General features: G+C 69.0%; 13 protein-coding genes. 4 read left to right on the plus strand and 9 right to left on the minus strand.

Going from position 1 to position 14,610, the window contains the following annotated elements; genetic code table 11:
* Window positions 1-39: 39 nt before the first annotated feature.
* From EEJ31_RS00585 to EEJ31_RS00595, 3 genes are read right to left on the minus strand one after another with little or no spacing between them, the layout of a single operon-like run.
* Window positions 40-1,080: a 5-oxoprolinase subunit C family protein gene (locus EEJ31_RS00585; RefSeq protein WP_123044345.1), complete on the minus strand. Its 1,041-nt coding sequence runs from the start codon at window positions 1,078-1,080 to the stop codon at window positions 40-42.
* The gene (locus EEJ31_RS00590) at window positions 1,077-1,805 is read right to left on the minus strand and encodes a 5-oxoprolinase subunit B family protein (RefSeq protein WP_123044346.1); all 729 of its coding nucleotides are present in this window, start codon (window positions 1,803-1,805) and stop codon (window positions 1,077-1,079) included. Before EEJ31_RS00590 ends, EEJ31_RS00585 begins: the two co-directional genes overlap by 4 nt.
* Window positions 1,802-2,569: a LamB/YcsF family protein gene (locus EEJ31_RS00595; RefSeq protein ID WP_123044347.1), complete on the minus strand. Its 768-nt coding sequence runs from the start codon at window positions 2,567-2,569 to the stop codon at window positions 1,802-1,804. The genes EEJ31_RS00590 and EEJ31_RS00595 overlap by 4 nt, the downstream gene beginning before the upstream one ends.
* A 226-nt stretch (window positions 2,570-2,795) precedes the next feature.
* Here EEJ31_RS00595 and EEJ31_RS00600 point away from each other — a divergent pair, with 226 nt between their 5' ends.
* Entirely contained in the window at window positions 2,796-3,773 is a 978-nt protein-coding gene (locus EEJ31_RS00600; protein WP_233563669.1) for a LacI family DNA-binding transcriptional regulator, read from the plus strand.
* A gap of 76 nt (window positions 3,774-3,849) precedes the next feature.
* Here the strand turns inward: EEJ31_RS00600 and EEJ31_RS00605 are convergent, their stop codons facing one another.
* Entirely contained in the window at window positions 3,850-5,115 is a 1,266-nt protein-coding gene (locus tag EEJ31_RS00605; RefSeq protein ID WP_233563646.1) for an FAD-dependent oxidoreductase, read from the minus strand.
* 95 nt (window positions 5,116-5,210) lie between these two features.
* Between EEJ31_RS00605 and EEJ31_RS00610 the strand changes: the two genes are divergently transcribed.
* Window positions 5,211-5,693, plus strand: coding sequence for a DUF3151 domain-containing protein (locus EEJ31_RS00610; RefSeq protein ID WP_123044348.1), 483 nt, complete (start codon window positions 5,211-5,213; stop codon window positions 5,691-5,693).
* A 1-nt stretch (window position 5,694) separates the two neighbouring features.
* Window positions 5,695-6,981 carry an adenylosuccinate synthase gene (locus EEJ31_RS00615; RefSeq protein WP_123044349.1) on the plus strand — a complete coding sequence of 429 codons (1,287 nt, stop codon included), beginning with the start codon at window positions 5,695-5,697 and terminating at the stop codon, window positions 6,979-6,981.
* A gap of 64 nt (window positions 6,982-7,045) precedes the next feature.
* Here EEJ31_RS00615 and EEJ31_RS00620 read toward each other — a convergent pair whose 3' ends face one another.
* Together EEJ31_RS00620 and EEJ31_RS00625 are read right to left on the minus strand one after the other, a co-directional pair.
* Window positions 7,046-7,882 carry a metallophosphoesterase gene (locus tag EEJ31_RS00620; RefSeq protein WP_123044350.1) on the minus strand — a complete coding sequence of 279 codons (837 nt, stop codon included), beginning with the start codon at window positions 7,880-7,882 and terminating at the stop codon, window positions 7,046-7,048.
* Window positions 7,883-7,907: 25 nt separating this feature from the next.
* On the minus strand, window positions 7,908-8,657 hold the full coding sequence (locus tag EEJ31_RS00625; RefSeq protein WP_123044351.1) for a polyprenol monophosphomannose synthase: 750 nt from the start codon (window positions 8,655-8,657) through the stop codon (window positions 7,908-7,910).
* Window positions 8,658-8,782: 125 nt separating this feature from the next.
* Between EEJ31_RS00625 and EEJ31_RS00630 the strand changes: the two genes are divergently transcribed.
* The gene (locus EEJ31_RS00630) at window positions 8,783-9,103 is read left to right on the plus strand and encodes a chorismate mutase (RefSeq protein ID WP_123044352.1); all 321 of its coding nucleotides are present in this window, start codon (window positions 8,783-8,785) and stop codon (window positions 9,101-9,103) included.
* Between the two features lie 125 nt (window positions 9,104-9,228).
* Here EEJ31_RS00630 and EEJ31_RS00635 read toward each other — a convergent pair whose 3' ends face one another.
* The 3 genes from EEJ31_RS00635 to EEJ31_RS00645 all read right to left on the minus strand — a co-directional run bounded on the left by EEJ31_RS00635 (window position 9,229) and on the right by EEJ31_RS00645 (window position 14,597).
* A complete protein-coding gene (locus EEJ31_RS00635) occupies window positions 9,229-10,197 on the minus strand; it encodes a hypothetical protein (RefSeq protein WP_233563647.1) in 969 nt (322 codons plus the stop codon).
* Between the two features lie 434 nt (window positions 10,198-10,631).
* A complete protein-coding gene (gene purL, locus EEJ31_RS00640; protein WP_123044353.1) occupies window positions 10,632-12,944 on the minus strand; it encodes a phosphoribosylformylglycinamidine synthase subunit PurL in 2,313 nt (770 codons plus the stop codon).
* Window positions 12,945-13,169: 225 nt separating this feature from the next.
* Window positions 13,170-14,597 (minus strand): DUF2254 domain-containing protein, encoded by a 1,428-nt coding sequence (locus EEJ31_RS00645; protein WP_123044354.1) that lies wholly within the window; start codon window positions 14,595-14,597, stop codon window positions 13,170-13,172.
* Window positions 14,598-14,610: the final 13 nt, after the last annotated feature.

The following is a 14,610-nucleotide window of genomic DNA, read 5'->3' on the forward strand; positions in this document are numbered from 1 at the left end:
TTTCTGCGTTGTGGTTCTGGTTGTGGGGCACGGGCCCGGTCATGTGATCCCCTCGAGGGTGGGCTCCGAGCGGTTATCGACGGATCCGAGCTGCCCCGGTTCGACCAGGCTCTGGATGCCAAGGCACGCGTAGATGGTGTTGATCCGCTGCCGCAAGCGATCCAGGTGAGCACGCCACGCGCGCACATTTTCGTCAGCGCGCTCGACCGTGGTATGGCGGAAACGGATGTGCTGTCCCGGGCGCACCTGTCCCAGGGCGTCGAGGGCGAGAGGGGTGACGACGGCGAGCACGGGATACCCCGCCGTGACCCCGCGGCCGCGGTGCAGTACCAGGAGCTCGTCGCCCGGCGGCACCTCGACGGCGCCGACCGGGACTCCCCGGGAGACCACTTCGTCGGTGCTGGTGCGCACGGGAAGCTGGCCCGTCATGCGCAGGCCGATGTGGTTGCTCTTCGCCGTAACGACGTAGGGCGCGTGGAACAGCCGGGACCGCGTTCCTTCGAACTGGTCGGCGTCGGGGCCGTCCGTGACGTCGATCACTGCCTCACCGCCGACGTAGGGGATCATCACGTCGAGGTTGAACAGCGACATGTCGAAGTAGGGATTGACGATCGATGGGCCGACCTCGCGGACGGCGAGGTTGGTGCCCGCCGTGAGGATGACGCCGAATCCGGCCACGGTGTCGGGGGCGCAGCTGTCAAGGAGCACGGGGACGTCGAAGGAACTGTGCACGGCGACGTACGTGCGGAGCCCTGCGGCCATTTCATAAAGCGCGATCTGCTGGCCGGCGCCGACCGACACCGGTTCCCACATGCTTCGCTCGATCCCGTCCACCAGCAGTGTCATTGGTGCCCCAGTGACGGCGATGAGCAGGTCGCTCTCGGCGGTGAACGCGAAGTCGAAGGCCGTGACCTCGATTATCGGGTCGCCCTCGGAGTTGGCGACGAGGATGTTCGCAACCCGCGCCGAGTACTGGTCGAGAGCACCGTTGACCGGGAGTCCCACCGCCGGTCCCCGGGAGCGGCCGAGGTCCGTCACCACGGCGACACCCGCCCCATCAACGCGCAGGCCGCCGGTCATTTCGTCGCCCCGTCCGCTTGCAGCCGTTCGCCGCTCAGGGCGTCAAACGTCTCCTCGTTGATTCTGGTGAAACGGATGCGGTCGCCGGGCGCGTAGGGAACCAGCGGTTCCCGCGTGAGGTCGAGGAGCGTGAGGGGTGTGCGCCCGATGACGGACCAGCCGCCGGGCGCGGACGCGGGGGCGACGGTCGCCTGCCGCCCGGCCACGGACACGACGCCGGCTGGCACGCTCGCACGAGGACTGCTCAGGCGCGGCACGGGCACGGGGAAGGGGCCGTCGAGCATCGGCGAGCCCCCGGGCGCGCCCAGGCAGCGCACGGTGTAGTTCGACTCCTGATGCACTCGGATGACGTCCTCTGCCTCGAGGCCGATCAGCCGGGCAACGTCATCGAGGTCCGGCCCCATCTCGCCGCCGTAGAGCACGGGAATGGTGAACGTCTGCGGAGCCGAACTCAGCGCCTCGTCGGGGGTGATGGCGTCGAGCGACTCTCGGATGCGCTCGGCGACCGCGGTCGCCGAGACCAGCATCGGGTCGAATTCGATCAGGACCGATTCGTAGGTGGGGATGGAACCGGTCAGTCCGAGGCCGCCGCGCCGGGCGAGACTGCGGGCCAGGTGATGCACAACGCGCCAGTCCTGCTCCCGATCGCCGGAGCATCCGCTCACCCGGATCGCGGCCGGGCCGCAGGCTGCGATGAGGACGTCGGCAGCGCTGACGGGGCTCATTGCCGGGCCTCGGGCGCCGCGATGGTGACGCCGGCGGACTCGAGCTCCGCCCGGATGCGCTGGGCGAGCTGCACGGCGGCCGGCGTGTCACCGTGCAGGAGGACGGTGTCGACCGAGACGAGGATCGGGGTGCCGTGACGGCTGTCGATCACGCCCTCGGTGACCATGCGCACAGTGCGGGCGGCGATCTCGCCGGCGTCGTGGATGACGGCTCCGGGCTGTGAACGGGGGACCAGTGTCCCGTCATCCTCGTAGGCGCGGTCGGCGATTCCGACGATGCCGACGGTGAGCCCGTTGTCGCGCGCGGACGAGGCGAGGCATCCGTCCTGGGCCAGTACGCGCAGGGAGCGATCGACGTGGCTGACGGCGTCGACCACGGCATCCGCGTAGTCCTCGCGTACGGCAACGAGGTTGCCGAGCCGACCGTGCGGGGCGATGTGGGCAACTCGCGTGCCGTGATACGCGGCAACGCCCATCAGGGCGCCCAGCTGGTAGACGACATCCGTTCGCACCTCGTGTGCAGTGAGGTCCATGGCGCGGCGGCCGAACCCGACGAGGTCGGGAAAGCTCGGGTGGGCTCCAACGCGCACGCCGCGGCGCACGCATTCTGCCACCGTGCGGTCCATGATCCGAGGGTCTCCGGCATGGAAGCCGCACGCGATGTTGGCGGAGGTGACGATCTCCAGAAGTGCGGCGTCGTCCCCCATCGCCCAGTCCCCGAAGCCCTCGCCCAGGTCTGCGACCAAGTCGACCTGTCTTGACATCCCTGAACCTCCTGCTCGCTTCATCACTCGCACGCTTGAAATGCTACGTTTTCGGGGCATGACGACGCCGTGTCTGTGCCAAGCTTGTGCTGGGGACGGGACATAGTTCCGCGAATTTCCGGGCCCTGCTAGTAATTGTCGGTGGCACCGTTGGCAAAGTCGTTGCCGCATGTCGTGCGGGAGGAGGGGCGTGATGGCGGTACCGGCCCGGCGCGTGCACCGAAGGGTGACTTTGACAGAGATCGCGAGCGCCTGCGGGGTGGCTGCGTCGACGGTGTCGAGGGCGATGTCGAATCCCAACCGGGTGAGTCCCGAGATGTACGAGCGGATCGTGAGGAAGGCGCGAGAGCTCGGCTACGAATCCGCGGCGTTGCCCGCAGGACGGGCCCGAAGCTCCCGGGGGACGATCGCCCTCGTTCTACCCAATCTCACCAACCCCTTCAACCTCGACCTGATCCGCGGCAGCCAGGTTCAAGCGCAGGCCGCGGGCTTCATGCAGCTCCTCGTAACCAGCGGCGAGTCAGAACAGGTGGAGGCCGATTGGCTGACTGAGCTGGCCGACACCGTCGACGGCGTAGTGGTGGCGTCGCCTCGTTCAGCGGATGCCCTACTCCAGCAGGTACGCGAGCGTGTCCCTCTCGTCGTGCTGAATCGAGAAGTGCCGTGGCTCTCTGGTGTGCTGATCGATACGCCGGCCGGCCTCGCGCAGGCGCTCGACTACCTGGTCTCCCTCGGGCACGAACGGATCGCCTACGTGCGCGGGCCGGCCCGTTCCTGGACCGATCAAGCCCGGTACCGAGCCTTGAAGCAGGCGGCCGGGCGTCACGAGGTGGAGTTGATCGCGCTCGGGGCGTTTTTCCCAACACTCGCCGCGGGCGCTGCGGCCGCGGACGCCGTGGGGCTGGCGAAAGTCACCGCAGCCATCTTCTTCAACGACACCCTCGCGATCGGTGCGCTCGGGCGGTTCGAAAAACAAGGCATTCGGGTACCGGACGACCTGAGTGTCGTGGGATGCGACGACATCTTCGGCGCATCATTCACGAATCCTTCGCTCACCACCGTAACGGCGTCGGGCGAGCAAGCGGGGCGGGCGGTGACAGACATGCTGCTGGGCACCTTCACCACCAAGGACCGCTCCCATCGGGTCGATCGGCTGCCGACACACCTTACTGTGCGGGGGTCGACCGGCCCGGTGCGCGCCTAGCTCAACCTGCCTGGCGACCCCTTATTCGCGAGTGAGCACGAACTGCGGGAATGGGCGCTATTCCCGCAGAAACTGCTCACTCGCGTCGCCGATACGGGTGCAGCAGCTCCCCGTCGAGGCGCTCGGGTCGGAAGCCGCGGCCGACGACGCGCGCGGCGACCCGCCGAATGACCGGCAGCGCGAGCGCGACGGGGATGCGCTGCCACCAGGGCATCGGGTTCCGCAAGAATCCGCCCCCGCCGGGCTTGGCGATCACGGTGTGCAGCTGGATCTGGATCGGCTGCATGCGCCGCACGGGCGGCAGGCGCCGCTGCTGCACCGCGGCGAGGTGTTCGGGCGCAACGGATGCCGCGCGAAGCGGCGGGGCGAGGATTCGGGCGGCGGCCACGGCATCCTGAATGGCGTAGTTCACGCCGACGCCGAACGCGGGCGACATCGCGTGGGCCGCGTCGCCGATGCAGAGCAACCCGGGCACCCACCAGGTGGGAAGCCGGTTGACCTGCACGCTGAGGAGCTTCACCTGGTCCCAGGAGTGCACCGCCCCGACCGCCGGCGCCAGGAAGGGCGCCGCGCGCACGATGCGGGCGCGGAAAGCGTCGAGGCCCTCCGCCTGGATCTGGGGATAGGCGCCCTTGGGGATGAGCATGCCCGACTGGTAGTAGTCACTGCGCGGAATCGTGATGACCATGGACTCCGCATTGAGGTAGCCGAGCGTGTCGGGCGGCGGGGAGCCGAGCTTCGGCAGCCGGAACCACAGCACGTCGATGCCGACCCCGTAGTCCACCGGCACGAGGCCGGCGGAGCGGCGAACATCGGAATCGCGGCCGTCAGCTGCCACGGTGAGGTCAGCGGTGATCTCGACGGCCTGGTGATGTGTGTGCGCGGTGACGCCGATCACCGGGCGCTGGCCGGCGGCATCCGCTGGGCCATACCTGACACTCGTGGCCTCGGTGCCCATGAGCAGGCGGAACGTGGGGTAGCGGGACGCCTCGTTGGCGAGCAGGTTGAGGAAGTCCCACTGGGGCATGAGGGCGATGCTGCGGTTGGGCCCGCGCAGGGAGCCGAAATCGATCGGGGTCAGGCGGTTGCCGTTGACGACGACATCGAGCGTGTGGATGTGGCTCTGCGGGATGCCGTCGAACCGGTGCCGGAGACCCAGCTGGTCGATCAGGTCGATGGTCGACGGGTGGATGGTGTCGCCACGGAAGTCCCGGAAGAAATCGTCGTGCTTCTCGAGCACGATCACCTCGACACCGGCGCGCGCGAGCAGCAGGCCCAGCATGATGCCGGCCGGCCCGCCCCCGACGATGCAGCACTCGGTCTGGAACGACTGTTCGGGCACAGCGCACCGCCTTCCGGTTCCCGCTATTCTGACGCTCGCCGCGGTGCTCGTCCAGCGCGAAAGCGGCCCCGTGGTGGCCCGCGATAGGATCGAGTGTGACCGGCGACAACCTGTTGAACCAGCCCGAGACGCTCCTTCCGGCCGAAACCGAGGTGGCGGAGGCCCTGCAGGGGGTCTCGATAAGCGACCTTCCCGCTGTCGTGGCGGCGCATCCCACGTCGTCACTGGCTTGGGCCGCACTGGCGGATGCCGCGCACGACGACGGTCGCACCCTCGACTCATACGCCTATGCGCGGGTCGGTTATCACCGGGGCCTTGACGCCCTGCGCAAAGCCGGCTGGCGCGGCCAGGGCCCGGTGCCGTGGCGGCACGAGCCGAACCGCGGAGTGCTGCGGGCGTTGTACGCCCTGCGCCGCGCGGCGGCCGAGATCGGGGAGACGGGGGAGGTGCAGCGCCTCACCGAGTTCCTTGACGGCGCAGACCGCTCGGCCATCGCCCAGATCGAGGCGGAGCAGGCGGCGTCGCACGCCGCCGTTGCCCCGCCGACCGACACCTTCATCATCCGAGGAGAGGACTGACATGCCAGCGATCGTTCTGATCGGCGCCCAGTGGGGCGACGAGGGCAAGGGCAAGGCGACCGACCTCCTCGGCAGCCGCGTCGACTTTGTCGTGAAGTTCAACGGCGGCAACAACGCCGGGCACACGGTCGTCGTCGGCGATGAGAAGTACGCCCTGCACCTGCTGCCGTCGGGCATCCTCACCCCCGGCGTGACTCCGGTCATCGCGAACGGTGTGGTCGTCGACATCGAGGTGCTGTTCGAGGAGCTCGACGCGCTCGCGGAGCGCGGCGTGGACGTGTCGAAGCTCAAGGTGAGCGCGAACGCGCACGTCATCACCCAGTACCACCGCACGCTCGACAAGGTGACGGAGCGCTTCCTCGGCAAGCGCCAGATCGGCACCACCGGGCGGGGAATCGGACCGACGTACGCCGACAAGATCAACCGGGTCGGCATCCGTATTCAAGACCTGTTCGACGAGAACATCCTTCGCCAGAAGGTGGAAGGCGCGCTCGCCCAGAAGAACCACCTGCTGGTGAAGGTGTACAATCGGCGCGCCATCGAGGTGGATGAGGTCGTCGAAGACCTGCTGTCGTACGCCGAGCGGCTGCGCCCCATGGTCGAAGACACCGCGCTGCTGCTGCACAACGCGCTCGACGCCGGCAAGACCGTGCTCTTCGAGGGCGGCCAGGCCACCATGCTCGACGTGGACCACGGCACCTACCCGTTCGTCACGTCGTCGAACGCCACCTCGGGCGGCGCGGTCACCGGCTCGGGCGTTGCGCCGAACCGCATCGACCGGGTCATCGCCGTCGTCAAGGCGTACACCACGCGCGTCGGTGCCGGCCCGTTCCCGACGGAGCTGTTCGACGAGTCCGGCGACTTCCTGCGCGAGCACGGGTTCGAGTTCGGCACCACCACCGGCCGGCCCCGCCGCACCGGCTGGTACGACGGCCCCATCGCGCGCTACACGGCGCGCATCAACGGCGTCACCGACTTCGTGCTCACCAAGCTCGATGTGCTCACGGGTCTTTCGACCATCCCCGTCTGCGTCGGCTACGACGTGAACGGCGTGCGCTTCAACGAGGTGCCGGTCTCACAGTCCGACTTCCACCACGCGACCCCCATCTACGAGGAGTTCCCCGGCTGGACCGAGGACATCACCGGAGCGCGCCGGTTCGAGGACCTCCCGAAGAACGCGCAGGACTATGTGCTCGCGATCGAGGCGATGAGCGGCGCGCGTATCTCCGCGATCGGCGTTGGACCGGGCCGCGATGCCATCGTCGTGCGCCACGACCTGATCGACTGACGCGGGAGTCCCGCATCCGTCAGCCGGGTGACGGGCAACGGATGCCGCACCCCGCGTTGCCGGGTCAGGCCGGCTGCACCCCGGCCAGCGCAGCGATGCGCGCCACCTCGGCCTCATCGAGATCGAAGATCTCGCGGCCGTCGTCGTCGCCCGGGGCGGTGACGAACGCCGTTCGCACGCTGCCGCGCTCGGGAATCTCGACGAGCGCGAAGCCGGCACCCATGGTGGCCCGCTCGCGGCCGCGAGGTGCGAGGACATCCGTCGTGTTCGCGATGCCGGGCGCGACGATCACCGGGATGCCGGCGGCAGCGGTGGCCAGGGCGTGGTGATAGTGGCCGGAGAGGATGGCCCGCACATCGCCGCCGGCGCAGACGCGAAGCAGCGCATCCGCGTTCTGCAGTTCGAGGGCCGCCAGCAGTGCGGTACCTGCCGGCACGGGCGGGTGGTGGGCGACGACGACCGTGCCGTTTTCGGCGGGCGCGGCCAGTTCGGCGGCCAGCCGGTCGAGCGTGCCGGGGTCGACGGCGCCGTACCCGGCGCCCGGCACCGAGGTGTCGAGGCTGATCAGTCGGAAACCGTGCACATCGAGCACCCGGTTGCGCGCGCCGAGCACCGCCTCGAACGCCTCCCGGTTGTCGTGGTTGCCCATGGCGTAGACCACCAGGGCGCCACGATCGGCGGCCCACGGCTCGATCACCTCGCGCAGCCGCCGGTACGACGCGGGGCTGCCGTCGTCAGAGAGGTCGCCTGAGGCGACGACGACGTCGACGTCGCGCATCCGTCCGGCGCTCTGCAGCACCCGCCGGGTCGCAGCCAGCGTGTCGACCAGCCCGTAGTGCAGGGTCTGGTCGCCGAAGAGGTGCGTGTCGGAGAGGTGCAGGATGCGCAGTGAGGAACTCATGCGCCCACCATACGCACCGCCTCCGTCACCGCTCGGCAGGCACCAGCGGATGCTCCGGCTCGCGCGTGAAACCCCACCGCGTCACGCGCACCAGGGCTTCGACCACGATACGGAGCGTCATCTTGCTCCGGCCGTGCTCGCGCTCGACGAACGTGATGGGTACCTCGGAGATCGCCGCGCCCGATCGTTCCAGCCGCCAGGCCAGCTCGATCTGGAACGCGTAGCCGTGCGCGGAGAGCGACCCGAGGTCGACGGCCTCGAGCGCCCGGCGGGGAAACGCCCGGTACCCGGAGGTGATGTCGTGCAAGCGGGAGCGCAGCAGGATCCGGGCGTACTGGGTGCCCGCCCGGGAGATCAGGCGGCGGTACCAGGGCCAGTTGACCACACGGCCGCCGGGCACCCACCGGGAGCCGATTGCGAGCGCCGCGCCGCCGTCGAGCGCGGCCAGGAGCGCCGGAAGCTGCTCGGGCTGGTGCGAACCGTCGGCGTCCATCTCGACGACCCTGTCGTATCCGTTGTGCAGCGCCCAGCGGAACCCGGCGACGTACGCCGGCCCGAGCCCCTGCTTGCTGTCGCGGTGCAGCACCTGCACCCGAGGAGTGGTGCGGCTGATCTCGTCGGCGAGGTCGCCGGTGCCGTCGGGGCTGTTGTCGTCGACGATGAGCACGTCGACGGCGGGCGTCACGGCCAGGAGCCGCGTCACGAGCGCGGGGAGGCTCTCGCGTTCGCAATACGTGGGGATGACGACCACGGCTCGGTCGGTACTGAAGGTCACCGCTGGTCTCCCGCAGGGTCATGCCGAAACCGGTCCGGCTGCTTCTGTTTCTCCTGCCAGACTACGCAGTTCTGATGGGTGCGCACCGCGAGCCGCTTCCTCCTGCTCCTTGCTAGGGTCGACGTATGCCAGAGACCAGCCCCCTCGATCACGACGACGCGCAGAACGAGCTGGACGGCATCCGCCAGAGCATCGACAACATCGATGCCGCACTCATCCATCTGCTCGCGGAGCGCTTCAAGTTCACCCAGAAGGTGGGCCGGTTGAAGGCCGCGAACGGGATGCCGGCGTCTGACCCGGAGCGCGAACGCGTGCAGATCGCCCGCCTGCGCGCGCTCGCCGAGGAGAGCCACCTCGACCCGGCGTTCGCCGAGAAGTTCCTGAACTTCATCGTCGCCGAGGTCATCCACCATCACGTCAAGATCGCCAGCGGCGAGAGCGCCTGACCCGCCGGCCCCCGCGCCCGCGACGTCCGCCTACGCCTCACACGGGCAGGATTCTCTCGCCGGTGCGGGCAAGATGTCGCCTCGCGCGTGTCCAGGCGGCAGAAATCACGCACCCACGGAACGAGTCAAGGGTTCCAACCTTTAGCGAGGAGCGCACGACGAACTTTGCCCTCGACTTCGTTCCGTCTCGTTCCGAGGTGGCTCTTGTTGTAACGAATGACCCGCCAGTCCTCCTCCATGATCTCGTCGAGCCGATCGACGTCGCGCTGGAACTGCTTCTCATCGACTCGATGCACCTCACCGTCGTACTCGAGCAGGATCTTGTGCTCCCGGTACACCAGATCGCCCCAGGCCATGAAGGCGCCATACCGGTTTCGTAGTTCGAGATTGACTTCGGGCTCCGGCAGGTTGGCTCGAACGATGATGAGCCGAAGCATCGTTTCACGGGGCGAGTCGGTGCGCGGGCGCACGAGCGCCAGCGCTTCACGCAGCAGCTTGGCGCCGGGTCGACCGCTGCATCGGGCGACAGCAGTGGCAAGGATCTGCATCGTAGCCGGGGGACTCTTGCGCCGAACCAGCGCGTCGCCCATGATGACCAGCTCGTCAAGCGTGAGGGTGGTGGATAACTGGCACCAAACGTCCACGGCGGATGCAACGGGCAGGGTCTCGAGGTACACCACGCGGGTAACAGTGGATGCGAAGTGTCCGCGGACGCCACTGCCAGTTCGGCGAAGGCTCCGGCTCATTGTGGAGACATCGAGCCATTCGATGTCGCGAAACCGGCTCGGAAGGGGAAGCCCGTGAAGGAACGCCGCCGTGATGTGGCTGAAGAACTGCCCGTCCGGCATCCGTGTCGCATATTCGTGTGCACGAACTCGATTGCGCGAGCGAGCGCGCGTCCAGGTCTCCTCCACGGTTTCATTCGCGGGGGCTTCGTCAAATGACTCCGACGCTTTCAGGGAACGCACGCCCCGGAAAGGCCTCCGGAGGTCGCTCCGCCGCAGGCGGCCGTCATTGACGCCCAGATTGCGGGCTTCCCGGGTGCTGAACGGGCCGGTTGTGAGGCTTAGTGGAAGGTCGGCGGGGCGTGTCATCGGACGATCGTCGCATTCCTCGACGCGCCAAACTCGTTATCCACAATCAGCCAGGTCAGCCTCGCATTATCCACAGCCTCGCGCCCGCGATGTCCGCCTCTACGCGGGTGCGGGCGAAGTGCCGCCGGGAGGCGAGACGCGCGGCAGAAAGCCCGCACCGGCGGAGGGGCGCGGGGCGCCGGTGTGGGCCAACCGCCGCCTTGCGGGCGAAGAGGCGGCTGAAACTTCGCACTCGTGATGGGGCCCCGGAAGAAGAGGGCAGGAGGAGTGGGAGGGCGCCGGGCAGCCGCGGGTGCGGGCGAAGTGCCGCCGGGAGGCGACACGCGCGGCAGAAAGCCCGCACCGGCGGAGGGGCCTCGGGGCCCGGTGCGAGCGAAGTGCCGCCGGGAGGCGAGACGCGCGGCAGAAAGCGCGCACCGGCGATGGGGAACGGACTACGAGGCGAAGTGCGCCGGCAGCGTTCCGCGATGGCGGGCGCGAAGCTCGTCGAGGCTGATCGTGAACTGGTCCTGCACCTCGAGGCCGGGCGCCGTCGCATCCGTCACGCCGATGCGCAGCACCGGGTAGTCGCGGCCCTCGCAGAGGCCGAGGAACTTCACGTCGTCCTCGCGCGGCACGCTGACGATCACGCGGGCGGTCGACTCCGAGAACAGCGCAACGGATGTGTCGATCCCGTCGCGCTCGCAGATGTCGCCCAGCCACACCCGGGCTCCCACCCCGAACCGCAGCACCGACTCGGCGAGGGCCTGCACGAGGCCGCCCTCGCTCAGGTCGTGGGCCGAGTCGATAAGTGCGCCCTGCGATGCCGCGTGCAGGAGCCCCGCCAGCGCGGCCTCGCGGTCGAGGTCGACGACCGGGGGACGGCCGCCGAGGTGGTCGTGCACGACGCCGGCCCACGCGGAGCCGTCGAGCTCCTCGCGGGTGACGCCGAGGAGGTAGATGTTGTGCCCGTCGTCCTGCCAGCCGCTGGGGACGCGGCGGGCGACGTCGTCGATCACGCCGAGGACGGCGATCACGGGCGTCGGGTGGATCGGCTGGTCGCCGGTCTGGTTGTAGAACGACACGTTGCCGCCGGTGACCGGGATCTCCAGCTGCAGGCATCCGTCGGAGAGCCCCTCGACGGCCTGGCCGAACTGCCACATGACCTCGGGGTTCTCGGGAGAGCCGAAGTTCAGGCAGTCGCTGACGGCGGCGGGGACCGCGCCCGTGACGGCGACATTGCGGTACGCCTCGGCGAGGGCGAGCTGCGCACCGCGGTACGGGTCGAGCTGGCAATAGCGGCCGTTGGCGTCGGTGGAAATCGTGAAGCCGAGGCCGGACTCCTCGTCGACGCGGATCATGCCGCCGTCGTCGGGGAACGCGAGCGCCGTGTTGCCCATCACGTAGCGGTCGTACTGGTCGGTGATCCAGCTCGGGTCGGCCTGGTTGGGGGAGCCCAGCAGGGCCAGCACCTGCGAACGCAGGGTGTCGGCATCCGTCGCCCGCGGCAGCACCGTGGCGGTGTTGGCCTGCAGGGCGTCGATCCAGGCCGGGTAGGCCACCGGGCGGTCGTAAACCGGGCCGTCGACGGCGACGGTGCGCGGGTCGACGTTGACGATCTCCTCGCCGTTCCAGTCGATGATGAGCCGGCCGGTGTCGGTGACCTCGCCGAGCACGCTGGTCTCCACGTCCCACTTGGCGGTGACGGCGAGGAAGCCGTCGAGCTTCTCGGGCGCGACGACGGCCATCATGCGCTCCTGGCTCTCCGACATGAGGATCTCCTCGGCGGTGAGCGACGGGTCGCGCAGCAGCACGTTCTCGAGCTGGATGTACATGCCGCCGTCGCCGTTGGAGGCCAGCTCGCTCGTGGCGCAGGAGATGCCGGCGGCGCCGAGGTCCTGGATGCCCTCGACGAGTTTCTCGCGGTAGAGCTCGAGGCAGCACTCGATGAGCACCTTCTCGGCGAACGGGTCGCCCACCTGCACGGCGGGCCGCTTGGTGGGGCCGCCCTCCGAGAAGGTGTCGGACGCGAGAATGGATGCCCCGCCGATGCCGTCGCCGCCGGTGCGGGCCCCGAAGAGCACCACTTTGTTGCCGGCGCCCGTGGCGTTGGCCAGGTGCAGGTCTTCGTGGCGGAGCACGCCGACCGAGAGGGCGTTCACGAGCGGGTTGGCCTGGTAGACGGCGTCGAACACGGTCTCGCCGCCGATGTTCGGCAGGCCGAGACAGTTGCCGTAGAACGAAATGCCCGAGACCACGCCGTGCACGACGCGAGCCGTGTCGGGGTCGTTGATGTCGCCGAAGCGCAGGGCGTCCATCACGGCGACCGGCCGGGCGCCCATCGAGATGATGTCGCGCACGATGCCGCCGACGCCCGTCGCGGCGCCCTGGAACGGCTCGATGTACGACGGATGGTTGTGCGATTCGATCTTGAACGTGACGGCCCAGCCCTCGCCCACGTCGATGACGCCGGCGTTCTCGCCCATGCCGACCATGAGGTTCTTCTTCATGGCCGGCGTGACCTTCTGTCCGAACTGGCGCAGGTAGTTCTTGCTCGACTTGTAGGAGCAGTGCTCGCTCCACATCACCGAGTACATGGCCAGTTCCCCGCTCGTGGGGCGCCGGCCCAGGATCTCCCGGATGCGCGCGTACTCGTCGTCTTTCAGGCCGAGGGCGCCGTACGGCTGCTCCTTCTCGGGGGTCGCGGTCGCGTTGGAGACGGTGTCGGCGACGCCGCGAGTGGTGGGGGATGCAGCGGTGTCGGTCACGTCGGAAGTGCTCCTTGAAAGAACGGATGCCGGGGATGGGTCCAGTCTAGTTCGGGCTCCCGGCACCTTCGCTCCTCTCCACCCCACCCGGATCCGGCCTCGGTGAGGGGACAACTTTTCCTAGTGGAACCCGGTCGTCGACTAGGTAAAGCTGGCCCCTCACAGAGGAGTCACAGAGGAGTCGCAGAGGAGTCGCAGAGGAGTCACAGAGGAGTCAGGGAGGAGTCACAGAGGAGGAGGAACGGGAGGAAGGAGAGGGAGAGGAGGAGGGGGCGGGGTGGGAGAGAGCGCCTCCTCGACCTGCAGTCGTTGCCGCTCGAACCGGGCGAGCTCGGTCTCGTCATATCCGCCGTCGAGAACGGATGCCGTCAGGCGCCGGCATTGTGCGCGCACCTCGTCGCGCTGCCCGGCCGTGTGGGCCGCCTCCGCGACCTCGCGCAGGAGTTCGAAGAGCCGGCCGGCGACATCGGGATCACTCGCGCCGTACCGGCGCGGCTGCTGCACGCCGAGCTCGAGCAGGTCGGCGAAACCGTACCGGCAGGTGATCAGCCGGAGCGTGCCGTCGGCGTCCTGCAGGGCCGGGGGCTCGTCGGGGAGTGCAGCGATCGTACGCAGCAGCGCGGAGACGTGACGGAGCGCGTTCACTGCGGTGGTCGGGTCGTTCACGGCGGGCGAGAGCGACCGGTTGGCGACATCGACCAGCTGCCGGAGACCGTAGCCGACATCCTGACCGGCCGTGCGCTCGTATCCGGTCGCGTACGCCGCGTTCACGGCCTTGTCGATGTCGTCGTGCGCCGGAACGGAATCATCGCCGCCTGCGGAGCAGGGCCACCAGCTCGCCAGCGGAAGTCCGCTGACGACGCTGGAGCCGACCGGATTGCGCTCCTCGATGACGATGTCGTGCTGCACGGCGACCGCGAGCAGCTTCGCGCGGTTCACCGACGTGATGAAACCGGAGGACGCGGCGCGGGTCGTATGCGAGTCCGCGGGTCGCGCGACGGCCTCGGCCCGGCCCCCGGCGTCGGCCGGCGTCTCGCTCATGACGGCGATCGTGCGGTCGGTCTCCTTGTGCACGTTGTGCAGCATCGTGTCGACCCGCAGCAGGGTGGCCAGGTGAGCGAGGAACAGCGTGAGCATGATCACGCTGGCGAGGGTGAGCAGCGACGCGAGCGTGATCGTGATCCGCGGCACGATCGCATCCGTTGTCTCGTCGCCGTCCTGCACGGTGCGGAGCGCGGTGAGCGCGTAGGCGAATGTGCCGAGGAACACCGCCAGCGTGGCGTGCACGGTGCGGTCCTTGGCGAACAACCGCAGCAGGCGGGGCGAAGCCTGGCTGCTGGCCAGCTGCAGCGCCACGACGGTGAGCGAGAAGGTGAGCGACGTCGCCGTGATGAGCGAGCCGGCGATCGCCGAGAGCAGGGCCCGGGCTGAGCCCACCCCGCCGGCGAACAGGAAGTCGCGCAGCGTCGCCGGCAGGTCTTCGTCGATCGTGGTGTCCAGCACCGGGAGGTAGATTCCCAGCAGCACCGCGATCACGATGGCGGTGGTCGGCAGCGGCCACAACTGGGCGGAGATCTCCTCGCTGATCCTCGCCCACCGTCCGCTGAGCGGCCCGTGGCGGCCGCCGCCCGCGCCGGACGAGCCCTTCGTCATCGCGCCCCCTCCC

Origin of the sequence: Cryobacterium tepidiphilum, from assembly GCF_003716325.1 — a bacterium.
GTDB classification, from domain to species: domain Bacteria; phylum Actinomycetota; class Actinomycetes; order Actinomycetales; family Microbacteriaceae; genus Cryobacterium; species Cryobacterium tepidiphilum.

Coding starts and splice junctions, on each gene's coding strand:
- EEJ31_RS00585 (WP_123044345.1), bottom strand. CDS start 1,080: ATGACCGGCGGCCTGCGCGTTGATGGGGCGGGTGTCGCCGTGGTGACG.
- EEJ31_RS00590 (WP_123044346.1), bottom strand. CDS start 1,805: ATGAGCCCCGTCAGCGCTGCCGACGTCCTCATCGCAGCCTGCGGCCCG.
- EEJ31_RS00595 (WP_123044347.1), bottom strand. CDS start 2,569: ATGTCAAGACAGGTCGACTTGGTCGCAGACCTGGGCGAGGGCTTCGGG.
- EEJ31_RS00615 (WP_123044349.1), top strand. CDS start 5,695: ATGCCAGCGATCGTTCTGATCGGCGCCCAGTGGGGCGACGAGGGCAAG.
- EEJ31_RS00620 (WP_123044350.1), bottom strand. CDS start 7,882: ATGAGTTCCTCACTGCGCATCCTGCACCTCTCCGACACGCACCTCTTC.
- EEJ31_RS00630 (WP_123044352.1), top strand. CDS start 8,783: ATGCCAGAGACCAGCCCCCTCGATCACGACGACGCGCAGAACGAGCTG.
- EEJ31_RS00635 (WP_233563647.1), bottom strand. CDS start 10,197: ATGACACGCCCCGCCGACCTTCCACTAAGCCTCACAACCGGCCCGTTC.
- EEJ31_RS00645 (WP_123044354.1), bottom strand. CDS start 14,597: ATGACGAAGGGCTCGTCCGGCGCGGGCGGCGGCCGCCACGGGCCGCTC.